General features: G+C 69.7%; 12 protein-coding genes. 5 read left to right on the top strand and 7 right to left on the bottom strand.

Annotated features, from left to right (window positions below):
* The first annotated feature begins 92 nt into the window (after positions 1–92).
* A complete protein-coding gene (locus VV867_RS25110; protein WP_328567855.1) occupies positions 93–962 on the top strand; it encodes a LysR substrate-binding domain-containing protein in 870 nt (289 codons plus the stop codon).
* A gap of 318 nt (positions 963–1,280) precedes the next feature.
* Here the strand turns inward: VV867_RS25110 and VV867_RS25105 are convergent, their stop codons facing one another.
* A complete protein-coding gene (locus tag VV867_RS25105) occupies positions 1,281–2,165 on the bottom strand; it encodes a LysR substrate-binding domain-containing protein (protein WP_109932076.1) in 885 nt (294 codons plus the stop codon).
* Between the two features lie 269 nt (positions 2,166–2,434).
* Here VV867_RS25105 and VV867_RS25100 point away from each other — a divergent pair, with 269 nt between their 5' ends.
* The 4 genes from VV867_RS25100 (at position 2,435) to VV867_RS25085 (ending at position 6,955) form a co-directional block, all read left to right on the top strand.
* Positions 2,435–3,793: an MFS transporter gene (locus VV867_RS25100; RefSeq protein WP_328567854.1), complete on the top strand. Its 1,359-nt coding sequence runs from the start codon at positions 2,435–2,437 to the stop codon at positions 3,791–3,793.
* 99 nt (positions 3,794–3,892) lie between these two features.
* Entirely contained in the window at positions 3,893–5,281 is a 1,389-nt protein-coding gene (locus VV867_RS25095; protein WP_328567853.1) for an FAD-dependent oxidoreductase, read from the top strand.
* Between the two features lie 155 nt (positions 5,282–5,436).
* Complete coding sequence (locus tag VV867_RS25090; protein WP_109932082.1) at positions 5,437–5,958, top strand: RNA polymerase sigma factor; 522 nt, start codon at positions 5,437–5,439, stop codon at positions 5,956–5,958.
* A 61-nt stretch (positions 5,959–6,019) separates the two neighbouring features.
* Positions 6,020–6,955 carry a FecR family protein gene (locus VV867_RS25085; protein WP_109932084.1) on the top strand — a complete coding sequence of 312 codons (936 nt, stop codon included), beginning with the start codon at positions 6,020–6,022 and terminating at the stop codon, positions 6,953–6,955.
* On the opposite strand, the gene VV867_RS25080 is transcribed toward VV867_RS25085, so the two are convergent.
* The 6 genes from VV867_RS25080 to paaX form a co-directional block, all read right to left on the bottom strand.
* Positions 6,952–7,329 (bottom strand): cytochrome c3 family protein, encoded by a 378-nt coding sequence (locus tag VV867_RS25080; RefSeq protein WP_109932086.1) that lies wholly within the window; start codon positions 7,327–7,329, stop codon positions 6,952–6,954. The two genes, VV867_RS25085 and VV867_RS25080, sit on opposite strands and share 4 nt — an antisense overlap.
* Positions 7,326–8,039: a ferric reductase like transmembrane component gene (locus VV867_RS25075; protein ID WP_328567852.1), complete on the bottom strand. Its 714-nt coding sequence runs from the start codon at positions 8,037–8,039 to the stop codon at positions 7,326–7,328. The genes VV867_RS25080 and VV867_RS25075 overlap by 4 nt, the downstream gene beginning before the upstream one ends.
* Before the next feature lie 77 nt (positions 8,040–8,116).
* Positions 8,117–9,607, bottom strand: coding sequence for an aldehyde dehydrogenase family protein (locus VV867_RS25070; RefSeq protein ID WP_109932090.1), 1,491 nt, complete (start codon positions 9,605–9,607; stop codon positions 8,117–8,119).
* 67 nt (positions 9,608–9,674) lie between these two features.
* Positions 9,675–10,076, bottom strand: coding sequence for a c-type cytochrome (locus VV867_RS25065; RefSeq protein WP_328567851.1), 402 nt, complete (start codon positions 10,074–10,076; stop codon positions 9,675–9,677).
* A gap of 629 nt (positions 10,077–10,705) precedes the next feature.
* Positions 10,706–11,623 carry a transcriptional regulator FeaR gene (feaR, locus tag VV867_RS25060; RefSeq protein ID WP_109933810.1) on the bottom strand — a complete coding sequence of 306 codons (918 nt, stop codon included), beginning with the start codon at positions 11,621–11,623 and terminating at the stop codon, positions 10,706–10,708.
* 138 nt (positions 11,624–11,761) lie between these two features.
* Positions 11,762–12,685 carry a phenylacetic acid degradation operon negative regulatory protein PaaX gene (paaX, locus tag VV867_RS25055; protein WP_089394726.1) on the bottom strand — a complete coding sequence of 308 codons (924 nt, stop codon included), beginning with the start codon at positions 12,683–12,685 and terminating at the stop codon, positions 11,762–11,764.
* Positions 12,686–12,688: the final 3 nt, after the last annotated feature.

The raw sequence follows: 12,688 nt of genomic DNA, 5'->3' as shown, positions 1-12,688 counted from the left end.
CCCGTCGACCGGGCCTGGGCATACGTTGCCAAGCGGCGAGTTATCGCTCAAATTGTTTGTCATGATCCCAGGCATAAGTCAGACCTATACCCATGAACCTGTTCCAGCTCCGCGCCTTCGACGCCGTCGCCCGCGAAGGCAACTTCACCCGCGCCGCCGAGCGCCTGTTCATCAGCCAGCCGGCGGTGACCGGGCACGTCAAGGCGCTGGAGGAGCACTACCAGGTCAACCTGTTCCGGCGCACCGCCCGCGCCGTCGAGCTGACCGAGGAAGGCCGCCGCCTGGCGGCCATCAGCCGTACCCTGTTCGCCCTGGAGGAAGAGGCCGAGACGCTGCTCGACGCCAACCGCAAGCTGCTCAGCGGGCGCCTGGAGGTGGCGGCCGACGGCCCGCACCTGGTCATGCCCCTGCTCGCCCGCCTGCGCGCGCGCTACCCGGGCATCACCGTCAACCTGCGCCTGGGCAACGCCCACGAGACGCTGAGCGCCCTGCTCAGCGAGCACGTGGACGTCGCCGTGGTGACCGAGGTGGACGAGCGCCCCGGGCTATACCTGCGCGAGCTGGTGGCGTCGCACCTGTGCGCCCTGCTGCCGGCGGAGCACCCCTGGTGCGGGCGCGGCGAGGGCGTGCCGCTGGCGGAGCTGGATGGGCAGATCATGGTGCTGCGCGAGCCGGACTCCATCACCCGGCGCACCTTCGACCGCGCCTGCGGCGCCCTGCCGATACAACCGCGGGTGCTGATGGAGCTGAGCAGCCGCGAGGCGGTCACCGAGGCGGTGGCGGCGGAGCTGGGCATCGGTATCGTCTCCTCGCTGGAAGTGAGCCGCGACCCGCGGGTGCGCGCCGTGCCCCTGGTCGGCGAAGGCCTGGTGAACCGCCATTCCATCGGCTGCCTGGAACGGCGCCGCGGGTTGCGGGTGGTGAGCGCGTTCCTGGAGTTGGCGGAGGATGGTGTGGCCTGACCCGCCGTTGCCAACCACGGACAATCGCGGACGGAGTCCGCTCCTACGGTTCCAGGGAAGCACGGGCGCAGGAGCAACTGTCTTGCGCCCCGCGCCGATATGCTCTTCGTAGGATGGGTATCGCCAAGGCCCAGCCCATCCTACGCCGCCCCCTTGCAACCCGTAGGGCGCATAACGCCTACGGCGTTATCCGCCAATGGTCCCGGACGCCGGCGTTCCGGCCGGCGGCGGATAACCGCGAACGGTTATTCACCCTACGGTCGAGCATGGTCGTAGGAGCGGACTCCGTCCGCGATTGAACGCCCAGGCCGCGCCGGCCTACCCGGTGGCCCCTTCCAGCCCCTCCCGCACCACATCGAGGAAGGTCGCCACTATCCGCCGCGAACTCTGCTCGCGCAGGCACACCAGCGTCTCGCTCATGCGCCTTTCGCAATCGACGATCGGCAACGCGTGCACGCGGCTGTCGGCACCGAACTCGGCGGCCGACACCACACCCAGGCCGATGCCCGCCACCACCGCCTCGCGGGCGGCCTCGCGGCCTTCCACCTCGATGGCCGGGCGGATGCGCAGGCCGGCGCGGTGCATTTCCTCCTCGAGGGTCTGGCGCGTCACCGAGCCCTGTTCGCGCAGCACCAGCGGCGTGTCGTCCAGGTCCGCCAGGCGGATGGATTCGCGCTGCGCCCAGGGGTGGCCGCTGGCGACGAAGGCGACGATGGGGTCGCTGCGCAGGGTCACCGACAGCAGGCGCTCGTCCTCCACCGCGCGGCCCAGCAGCGCCAGGTCGGCCCGGTAGTTGAACAGCGATTGCAGCGACTCGTCGGTGTTGCCGCTCTCGATGCGCACGTGGATGCCCGGGTAGCGCTGGCAGAAGCGCGCCACCTGCGGCAGCAGGTGCACCGCGGCGTCCACCGCCAGGGTCAGGTTGCCGGTCTGCAGGGCGCTGGAGGCCGCCAGCAGCTCGTGGGCCTCGGCCTCGATGACGAACAGCCGCTGGGTCACCGCCAGCAGGCGCTCGCCCAGGTCGGTCAGGCGCACCGAGCGCTTGTTGCGGTGGAACAGCAGCACGCCGTAGCGCTCCTCCAGCTTGCGCACCTGGTCGGAAACCGCCGGCTGGGTGAGGAACAGGCGCTCGGCGGCGCGGGTGAAGCTGCCGGTCAGGGCCACGGCGTGGAAGGCCTTCAGTTGCGCGTGGGAAACCTGCATGGGCCTGGCTCCGCGGGGATCGGGAAGCCGCCACTCTGTCACCGGGCTGCGTGACTTACAAGTCAGACTTATTTTTAAAATTTGATAAATCGATTTTATTTATTTATCCGAAGTTGCTTCCATTCGTTTCACCGCGCGCCCCAGGCCCACGGCAACCTCACCCGCATTGGCACTGACCCGTCACCTCCGGAAAGGGACGGCCCGCTCATATAACAACAACAAGTTTTTCCCTGACTGCCGGCACTCCTACAACAACGAGGTCAGATCAGATGAGCAACCCCACCGGTACCGCAGCCCGCGCGGGCAAAGGTTCCATGCAACGCTGGCGCGTGCAGATCTTCGCGATCACCTGGCTCGCCTACGCCGCCTTCTACTTCACCCGCAAGGCCTTCTCCGTGGCCAAGCTCGGCATCGCCGAGGACACGAGTTTCGAACTGGACAAGGCGATGATGGCCGACATGGACGCCATCTACCTGGCCGCCTACGCCGTGGGCCAGTTCACCTGGGGCGTCTTCGCCGACCGCTTCGGCCCCCGCGTGGTGGTGTTCGGCGGCCTGCTGATCTCCACCCTCGCCGCCCTGGTCATGGGCACCTTCGCCACCGTGCCGATCTTCGCCAGCTGCATGGTCATCCAGGGCCTGGCGCAGTCCACCGGCTGGTCCGGCCTGTGCAAGAACATGGGCAGCTTCTTCGCCGCCCACGAGCGCGGCCGCATCCTCGGCCTGTGGAGCACCTGCTACGCCTTCGGCGGCCTGGTCGCCTCGCCCTTCGCCGGCTGGTGGGCCTACAGCGTGTTCGGCACCTGGCACGCGGCCTTCTATTCGTCCGCCGCGGTGGTCGGCGGCGTCGCCCTGCTGTTCCTGCTGCTGCAGCGCAACCGCCCGCAGGACGTCGGCCTGCCGCCGATCGAGGAAGACGAGCCACAGGCCGTGCACTACGCCGGCTTCCATGAACAGGGCAGGAACCCCGGCTTCTGGGAGACCCTGGGCGCCGTGCTGCGCAACCGCACCGTGATGACCCTCGGCCTGGCCTACTTCCTGCTCAAGCCCGCGCGCTACGCCATCCTGCTGTGGGGCCCGGTGATCGTCTACGAGCGCATGCCGGCCCTGGGCAAGGTGGGCGCCGCGGTGCTGCCGACCTCCTTCGAGATCGCCGGGTTGCTCGGCCCCATCCTCATCGGCCTGGCCTCGGACAAGCTGTTCGGCGCCCGGCGCATGCCCGCCTGCGTCATCAGCCTGATCGGCCTGACCGCCTGCCTGGCGCTGTTCGTCCCGGCCATGCAGACCGGCAGCGCAATGCTGGTGTTCGCCCTGCTGTTCATGATGGGCCTGACCCTCTACGGCCCGGACTCGATGATCAGCGGCGCCGCCGCCATCGACTTCGGCACCGGCAAGGCCGCCGGCACCGCGGCCGGCTTCGTCAATGGCTGCGGCTCGGTGGGCGCCATCCTCGGCGGCCTGCTGCCCGGCTACTTCGACACCTACAGCGTGTTCATCGGCTTCACCATCACCGCGCTGATCGCCGCCGCCATCCTGCTGCCGCACTGGAACAGCCTGCCCGAAGGCGCGCGCCAGAGCGCCCCGGCCACCCCCAACCGGCCCCTGCGGGTACGCCCGGCGCGCACCTGAAGCCCAGGGCACAAGGACGTGCCCAGCCCACGACACCAGACGCACGCCGGCCGCCCCGGCGCGGCGAACCCTGCCCGAAATCCGACACGGAGCTTCCCCATGCGCCCCTTCTGGCTCGACCAGGCCCTGCAGCACGACAGCGACAGGGCCGCCCCGCTGCAACAGGACACCCGCGCCGACGTGTGCATCGTCGGCGGCGGCTACACCGGCCTATGGACCGCCATCCAGCTCAAGGAACAGAACCCCGGGCTCGACGTGGTGATCGTCGAAGCCGACATCTGCGGCGCCGGCGCCAGCGGGCGCAACGGCGGCTGCGCGCTGTCCTGGTCGGCGAAGTTCTTCACCCTCGAACGGCTGTTCGGACTGGCCGAGGCGATCCGCCTGGTGCAGGCCTCCGAGCGCAGCATCCACGCCATCGGCGAGTTCTGCGAGAAGTACGGGGTGGATGCCGACTACCGCCTGGACGGCACCCTCTACACCGCGACCAACGCCGCCCAGGTCGGCGCCACCGACGGGGTGATAGCCGCGCTGGAGAAGCACGGCATCAACTCCTTCAGCAGGCGCCCGCTGGAGGACGTGCGGCGCATGGCCGGCTCGGCCAGGCACCTGGAAGGCTGGTTCTCCCCCGCCGCCGCCAGCGTGCAGCCGGGCAAGCTGGTGCGCGGCCTGCGCCGGGTGGCGCTGCAACTGGGCGTGCGGTTGTACGAGGGCACGCCCATGACCGGCCTGGAGGAAGGCCGCCCGGCCAGCGTGCACACGCCCCACGGCAAGGTGGCGGCGGACCGCGTGGTGCTGGCGATCAACGCCTGGATGGCGCGGGCCTTCCCGCAGTTCGAGCGCACCGTGGCCATCGTCTCCAGCGACATGATCATCACCGAGCCGCGCCCGCAGCTGCTGCAGCGCATCGGCCTGACCTCGGGGGTGACGGTGCTCGACTCGCGCATCTTCGTGCACTACTACCACAACACCCCGGACGGCCGGATCATGCTCGGCAAGGGCGGCAACACCTTCGCCTACGGCGGGCGCATGCTGCCGGTGTTCGACCAGCCCTCGCCCTACCTGGAACTGCTGCGGCGCAGCCTCGGCGAGTTCTTCCCGGCCTTCGCCGAGGTGCCCATCGCAGCGAGCTGGAACGGCCCCTCCGACCGCTCGGTGACCGGCCTGCCGTTCTTCGGCCGGCTCGGCGCCGACGGCAACATCTTCTATGGCTTCGGCTACTCCGGCAGCGGCGTCGGCCCCTGCCACATGGGCGGGCAGCTCCTCGCCTCGCTGGTGCTGGGCCTGGACAACGAGTGGACGCGCTCGCCGCTGGCCCAGGGCCCGCTCGGCCACTTCCCGCCCGAGCCGGTGCGCTACCTGGGCTCGCTGATGGTGCGCAACGCCATCCGCCGCAAGGAACAGGCCGAGGACCACGGCCGCCGCCCGCGGCGCCTGGACGTGCGCCTGGCGAAGTTCGCCGCGGCCGCCGGCAAGGCCGACAAGGCCTGAGCCCTCCCTCCCCCTTTTCCCTCACAAGCCGGCTGAGGGACGAGCGAGGCCGTGCCCGCGGCCTCGCTCTTTTTTTCTGCACGGCCCGGCTTGTGCCGGCCACCCCTCGCGAACAATAATAATTCTCATCCGAAAACGACTTGCATGGACGTCGCGTGAGCCTTTCCCACCTCGACACCGTGTTCCTCGCCCAGCGCACCCCGCTCCTGCGCACCCTGGCGAGAATGGTGAAGAACCCCAGCATTGCCGAAGAACTGGTCCAGGAGACCTACCTGCGGGTGGCCCGCACCCTGCGCGAACGCCCGGTGGAACACCTGGAGCCGTTCCTCTTCCAGACCGGCCGCAACCTCGCCCTGGACCACCTGCGCCACCTGCGCATGCAATCGCGCACCCTGCTCGACGACGTGCCCCAGGAGGTGCTCCAGGCGGTGCCCTCCAGCCAGAGCTCGGCGGAGGACGGGCTGCACGCCGAGCAGTTGCTGGAGCGCCTGGGCTCGGCCCTGGAACGCCTCACCCCGCGCCAGCAGCGCATCTTCATCCTCAGCCGGCTGCACGGCTGCGGCTACGCGGAAATCGCCGAGCAGCTGGGCGTGTCGCCCAGCACGGTGCAGAAGGAACTCAAGCTCATCATGGCCATCTGCATCGACGTGCTCGGGCGCCTGGAGGCCCCGGCATGACGGGCTACCCATCGGCCCGCGGCTGGCCCACAATGTGCGCCCCCGATTCGAGGAACGCCGCGTGACCGCCCCGGACCCGCACCTGGCCGAAGCGCTGGACTGGCTGATCCAGCTGGAAGACGCCGACGCCGCCACCCGCGCGCGCTTCGACGCCTGGCTGGCCGCGCACCCGGCCAACGCCCGCGCCTTCCAGCACGCCAGCAGCCTGTGGGACTCGCCTCTGCTCGGCCTGGCCGCCACGGGCCTGGAGGCCCAGGCGCAACACCGTGCCCGCCACGGCAAGCGCCGGCGCTGGCGTTCCTTCGCCGCCGCCGCGGGCCTGCTGCTGGCCGTGGGCGTGGCCCTGCAGGGCGACCTGCTGACGCACATCCGCGCCGACCACTACACCGCCGTGGGCCAGCGCCAGAGCCTGCAGCTGGCCGACGGTTCGCGCATCCTGCTGAACACCGACACCGCGCTGTCCAGCCACCTCGACGAGCAGCGCCGCAGTGCCCGGCTGTACCGCGGCGAGGCCTACTTCGACGTGGCCCACGACCGCAGCCGCCCCTTCGAGGTGGACGCCGGCCCCGTGCAGGTCAGCGTGCGCGGCACCGCCTTCGCCGTGCGCTACCTGGGCGACGAGGCGGAAGTCAGCGTGCAGCACGGCGAGGTGGACCTGCGCAGCGCCGGCGACGACACCCGCGTCAGCCTCGGCGCCGGCGACAGCATCCGCGTCGGCCCCGGCGGCTTCGGCGAGCGCCGCCACAACGGCGAGAGCCAGCGCCTGCTGGCCTGGGTGCAGGGCCGCCTGGTGTTCGAGAACTGCCCGCTGGGCCAGGTGCTGGCCGAGCTGCGGCGCTACTACCCGGGCTGGATCGTCAACGCCGACGAGCGCCTGAAGGATGTCAGCATCACCGCCAACTACCGCCTGGACGACCCACTGGGGGCCATGCGCTCGCTGGCCCAGATCACCTCGTCGCACCTGCGCGAGTACCCGCGCCTGCTGATCCTCAACTAAGGCGCGCCGGCTACCGCGGGTGGCGTGTGGCAGCCCTTGCAGGAGCGCACCGGGCCGGCCTGCTGGAACGCCTGCAGGCGCTTCAGGTGGCAGCCTTCGCAGAACTGGTGGAACTCGTGCTCGATGTTCACCGCCAGCTGCGGCGACTCCTTGTGGCAGAGCACGCAGGTGCGGCTGCCGCTGGGCGAGGCCGAGGTCGACCTGTCGACGAAGTCGTGATGGCAGGTGACGCAGTTGATGCTGCCGTGGTTGGTGTGGTCGAAGTTCATCGGCAGCAGCGGGTGCTGGCGCACCAGGTGGTCGTGGCCATGCCGCGCGCCGATGACGAAGGCCGCCAGCAGCGGGATGGCCAACAGCAGGTACCAGCGCTTCATAGCAGCGGCAGGTCCACGCTGCCGAGCAGCGCGTAGAGCCCGGCCAGGGCCAGGCCGGCGCAGAGCACGGCAACGCTCAGGCGGCTGGCCAGGTAGGCGCTGTGCCGCCGGCGCCCGCCCTCGGCGTAGTGCGGCGTGGGCCGCGGCAGCAGCGGCCAGGCCAGCGCGGCGAGGCTCAGCACGCCCCAGAGCACGGCCTTCCAGGTGGCGCCGCTGTAGTAGCCGGCGCCGATCATGTGCACCGCAGCCAGGGCGACTATGGCCGCGCTCCAGCCGTAGTGCCAGCGGCGGAAATCGACGTGCCTGCGCCAGATGCGCCGGCGCACGGCGGTCAGGCTCACCGGCAGGATCAGCAGCAGGAGCAGGGTCGCGCCATCGGCGGCGAGCATGTGCCAGGGCGCGCCGGGCAGCAGTTCGTCGAGCACCAGCGGCTCCTCCACCAGCAGCACCGCCACGTGGACGGCCAGCAGCACGGCGGCGACGAACGACAGGTCGCGGTGCAGCACCATGAAGAACTTGCCGTCGTGCCGCGGCCGGGCCATCGGCTTGCCGGTATAGGCGAACAGCAACAGGAACAGCGCCCCGGCGACGAAGCCGGCGACGTTGGCGAAGTCCCAGGCCGGGTGCACGCCGGGCATGGCCTGGAACAGGAAGATGGCGGCGAACGGCAGCAGGCAGGCCAGCGCCACGCGCAGGGTCAGTGCGAACATGCGGTCAGCCTCCTCTGCGGCCTCGCCCGGGAAAGCGGCGTAGCGTGCCGCCACGCGGCACGCTACGCAAGCCGGCATCAGTGGGCGATGCACACCGACTTGATCTCGGTGTAGGCCTCGACCACCGCGCGGCCGAACTCGCGGCCCATGCCGGACTGCTTGACGCCGCCGAAGGGCATGCTCGGGTCCAGCAGCACGTGGGCATTGACCCAGACGGTGCCGGACTCGATGCGCGGCACCAGGTTCATCGCGCGGGTCAGGTCGTTGGTCCACAGGCTGGCGCCCAGGCCGTACTCGCTGTCGTTGGCCATCTCGATGGCCTGGTCCTCGGTCTTGAACGAAAGCACCGCCAGCACCGGGCCGAAGACTTCATTGTGGGCCACGGCCATGTCCTGGGTGACGTCGGCCAGCACGGTGGGGCGGACGAAGTAGCCGTCGCAGTCCATCGGCTCGCCGCCGCAGACCACGCGGGCGCCTTCGCGGCGGGCGGTCTCGATGTGCTTGAGCACCGAGGCCTGCTGCTTGCGCGAGACCAGCGGGGTGATCTGCGAAGTATCGTCCATGCCCTCGCCGATGCTCATGCCGGCGACCACCGCGCCGAGCTTGTCGACGAACTCGGCATAGCGCGACTCGTGCACGTAGAAGCGCGAGGCCGCGGCGCACACCTGGCCGCTGTTGAGCAGGCCGCCCAGCAGCGCGCCCTGCACGGCCTTGTCGATGTCGGCGTCGGCCAGGATGATCATCGGGTTCTTGCCGCCCAGCTCCAGGGCGAAGCGCGTCATGTTCTGCATGGCCGCGATGCCGACGCTGCGGCCCACCGCGGTGGAGCCGGTGAAGGACACCTTGCTGACCAGCTTGTGCGCGGCCAGACCGCCGCCGATGCGCGCGCCGTCACCGGTCACCAGGTTGAACACGCCGGCCGGCACGCCCGCCTCGAAGGCCAGCTCGGCCAGGCGCAGGGCGGTCAGCGGGGTTTCCGAAGCGGGCTTGATGACCACGGTGTTGCCGGTGGCCAGGGCCGGCATCAGCTTCCACACGGCGATCATCAGCGGGAAGTTCCAGGGCACGATGCCGGCGACCACGCCCACCGGCTCTCGGCGGGTGAAGGCGGTGAACTTCGTCCCCGGCGGCAGCGGGATGGAGACGTCCAGCGACTGGCCCTCGATCTTGGTCGCCCAGCCGGCCATGTAGCGCATGAACTCGACCGTGGCGCCCACGTCGAGCATGCGCGTCAGGTTGATCGACTTGCCCTGGCTCAGGGTTTCCAGCTGGGCCAGTTCCTCGGCGTGCTGCTCCACCAGGTCGGCGAAGCGCAGCAGGATGCGCTCGCGGTCGGCCGGGCGCAGGTCGGACCAGACGCGCGCCTTGAAGGCGGCATGGGCGGACTTCACGGCGCGGTCGAGCATGTCCGTATCGATATCGGCGATCCGCGCGATGACCTCGCCGGTGGCCGGGTTGAGCACGTCGCTGGTGGGGCCGTCGTAGGCCACCCAGGCGCCGTCGATGAAGCAGCCGTGGCGGCGCTGGAGGAACTCGGCGACCTGCGGCAGGGTTGCGGTGATGCTCATGGTGACTCCTGTTCTTGCGGCCCGCGGGCCAGGCAGGGAACCGCTCGCCGGGAGCGGCCGGGAAAGGTCAGTGCTGCTGGCTGAGCCACAGGCTCAGGGCCTTGCGCTCGTCGGCGTCGGCCAGGCCCTGGTAAGGCATGTAGGTGCCCGGCACGGCGTCCTGGGGCTGGGTGACGAAGGCTTCGAGGCTCTCGCGGCTCCAGGCCGCGCCCTTGTCCTTCATCGCCTGGGAATAGCTGAAGCCGGCCAGGGAGCCGGCGTTGCGGCCGATCACCCCATGCAGGTTGGGGCCCATGATGTTGGCGCCGCCGGCATTGGCGGTGTGGCAAACCGAGCAGTCGCGCTCGAACACGGCCTGGCCCCTGGCGGCCAGGTCATCGGCCAGGGCCAGGCCGGACTGCGCGAAGCCTGCGGCCAGCAGCAGGCCGCAGAGGCCGGTCTTGATTCGGGTTTTCACGGTGAAAAGCATGCAGGGGCACTCTTGATCGATTCTTATCGGCCGCGTCTATGCACGGTCGGTCGAGGACGATTGTCGCCAGGGGCGGGAGTGCGGGTGTTTTTCTGTGTGCCAGTTGTGTTGGTGGGGGTGCCAATAAGGCGGCTGCAAGCGGCAGGCTGCAAGCTGCAAGCAAGAGCGCTAAGAGCGGCAAGAGCGGCAAGAGCGGCAAGAGCGGCAAGAGCGGATCGTGCCGGGGCGGCACGGTCGTAGGAGCGGACTCCGTCCGCGATTGGCATCGGCCACGCCGGACGCCCCGGAGGCACGGCCAACGGCGGATAACCGCGAACGGTTATTCGCCCTACGTCATGGGAGGGCTTGGCGTAGGGCGCATAACGCCTACGGCGTTATCCGCCGCCGCCGTTGGGCACCGGCATGGGGTTTGAGAGCGCCCTCCCCCTAACCCTCTCCCTGAAGGGAGAGGGGACCGTTCGGAGTGTTTGGCTGTTTTGGAGTTAGCCGGCTAGCACAGGGATTGCCGTCTGGAGCCAGGCCCCCTCTCGGCACGGACAAGCCCCCTCTCCCGCTTGCGGGAGAGGGTTGGGGAGAGGGGCTCTTGCCGCTCTCGCTTGCAGCCTGCAGCCTGCCGCTTGCAGCCGCCCCTAATGCACATACCGCTTCCGATACTCCCCCGGCGAAACCCCGAAGCGCGACTTGAACGCCGTGGAGAAGTAGCTGGAGTCCGAGAACCCCCAGGCGTACCCCAGCGCCGAGAGCTTCTGCTCGCCGGCCGCGTTGCGCAGGGACTCGGCGCAGAAGTCCAGGCGGCGGTTCTTGATGTACTGCGCCACCACCAGGCCCTTCTTGGCGAACATGCGGTACAGGCCACGCACCGACACGCCCACTTCGCGGGCGATCAGTTCCGGGCAGAGTTCCTCGGCGCCGATGTGCTCGTCGATGAAGGCCACTGACTTGCGGAACAGCCTTTCGTGGCTGTCGCCGTCGGCCTCCGCGCAGGCCAGGGCCGGGCGCAGCAGGCTGACCAGGGCGTCGAGGGTGGCCTCGCTCTCCTGCATGCCCAGGCCGTCCTGGCGGGTGGTTTCGAGGATCAGCGTGTTGGCCAGCACCGCCACCGGCGAGGTGGCCGGGATGCGCCGCGCGCAGTCGATGCCGGAGAAGCGCAGGCCGCGCTCCAGCACCTGGCGCGGGAGGATCAGCGACAGCTGCCGCGAATCGGCCTCGTAGTTCATGTCGCAGGGGCGGTTGGCGTCGATCAGGGTGATGTCGCCGCGCCCCAGCTGGACGCGGTTGCCGTTCTGCTCCATGTGCGCGCGCCCTTCGAGCTGGAATACCGCGAAGAAGTGGCCGTTGCCGCTGGAGCTGATCTCCTTGCTGGTCCGGTACAGGCGCACCTGGGCCATGTCGACGACGCTGAGCTTGATGGCACCGCCCTGGTACTCCCTCAGCTTCCCATGGAAGGCCGGCCCCAGGGTGCGCGCGTCGAAACGCCCGCAGGCCCGGTTGACCTGGCCCAGCCATGCCTCGAAAGCCTCATCCCTGGAAATCGATGAAGGGTTCATGACCTAAAGCCTCATGCACGCATTGTTGTTATCAGCGGACGCTCAGGCCGGCGCCCGTCATGGTCCGGCCCTGGGCCGGCGGTCCCGCAGCGCCGCCTCGGTCCGGCGCTTGTGAAGCATGTTTCGAGCCAACCCGGCTCAGGCCAGCCCCCCGAAGCGCCGGTAGAAGCTCTCGCCGGCATCCGGCAAGGGACCGTCGGCGGTCTCCAGGGCGCTGTTCAGCCACACCTCGGCCCTGGCGTACACCAGGCGGTAGAGGTTGCGGCACAGCTGCCGCGCCGCGCGCCCTTCCCAGTCGCCGGGGAGCAGTTCGTCCGGCAGCTGCGGGTCGCGCAGTAGCAATTTGCGATATTCGTGGATCAACAGGGTGCGCGCCAGGAAACAGTCCTGGGCATCCGGCTCGCCCTGCTCGCGCAGCGCCTGCCACAACGGGCGGAACAGGCGGATGAATTCGCTGTAGTGGCGGCCCAGCTCGTCGATCTTCCAGCTCTCGCGCACCTGCAGGCGCATGGCCTTGGAGGCCAGCACCTCCTGGGCGTGGGTCTCGAAGACGATGCTGTCGTCCAGCGCATCCAGGTCCAGCAGGGTCGCGGTGAGGTCGGCGCGGTCGCAGCGCGGGCAGGCCAGCACGCTCGGGGCGATGGCGCCGAAGCCCTGCCATTCCAGCTCCTCGCGCACCTGCTTGCGCTTGTCCGCCGCCAGTTGCGACAGCAGCACCAGCGTCCAGGCGCCGTCCCAGGCCGGCAAGCCGGGGCTGTAGACGCGCTTGAAGGCCTTCTCGAAACGCCGCCGGCCGGTGCCGGTGAGGCTGTAGTAGCTGCGCCGGCCGACCTTCTCGGCGGTCAGCCAGCCTTCCTTGGTCAGGCGGAAGATCGAGGTGCGGATCAGCCGCTCGTTGATCCCCATGGGCTCCAGCAGGCCGATCAGGCTGCCCAGCCAGACGGTGCCGCCATGGGGTTCGATGGCGTCGCCGTAGAGGGTGATGATCAGCGAACTGGCGCGGATCGGCGTCTGTTCCTGGAAGCGGGTGATCAGTTGGTTCAGCGGGGCGAGACTGCTCATGGC

The sequence above is a fragment of the Pseudomonas sp. JH-2 genome, assembly GCF_036231725.1.
Classification (GTDB): Bacteria; Pseudomonadota; Gammaproteobacteria; order Pseudomonadales; family Pseudomonadaceae; genus Pseudomonas; species Pseudomonas delhiensis.
Note: the sequence above shows the minus strand (reverse complement) of the source record. Positions and strands in the feature narration are given on the sequence as shown.

Excerpts from the sequence above, each read along its gene's own strand:
- VV867_RS25065 (WP_328567851.1), bottom strand. The coding sequence starts at position 10,076 with ATGCTTTTCACCGTGAAAACCCGAATCAAGACCGGCCTCTGCGGCCTG.
- VV867_RS25110 (WP_328567855.1), top strand. The coding sequence starts at position 93 with ATGAACCTGTTCCAGCTCCGCGCCTTCGACGCCGTCGCCCGCGAAGGC.
- paaX (WP_089394726.1), bottom strand. The coding sequence starts at position 12,685 with ATGAGCAGTCTCGCCCCGCTGAACCAACTGATCACCCGCTTCCAGGAA.
- VV867_RS25075 (WP_328567852.1), bottom strand. The coding sequence starts at position 8,039 with ATGTTCGCACTGACCCTGCGCGTGGCGCTGGCCTGCCTGCTGCCGTTC.
- VV867_RS25080 (WP_109932086.1), bottom strand. The coding sequence starts at position 7,329 with ATGAAGCGCTGGTACCTGCTGTTGGCCATCCCGCTGCTGGCGGCCTTC.
- feaR (WP_109933810.1), bottom strand. The coding sequence starts at position 11,623 with ATGAACCCTTCATCGATTTCCAGGGATGAGGCTTTCGAGGCATGGCTG.
- VV867_RS25100 (WP_328567854.1), top strand. The coding sequence starts at position 2,435 with ATGAGCAACCCCACCGGTACCGCAGCCCGCGCGGGCAAAGGTTCCATG.
- VV867_RS25095 (WP_328567853.1), top strand. The coding sequence starts at position 3,893 with ATGCGCCCCTTCTGGCTCGACCAGGCCCTGCAGCACGACAGCGACAGG.
- VV867_RS25070 (WP_109932090.1), bottom strand. The coding sequence starts at position 9,607 with ATGAGCATCACCGCAACCCTGCCGCAGGTCGCCGAGTTCCTCCAGCGC.
- VV867_RS25105 (WP_109932076.1), bottom strand. The coding sequence starts at position 2,165 with ATGCAGGTTTCCCACGCGCAACTGAAGGCCTTCCACGCCGTGGCCCTG.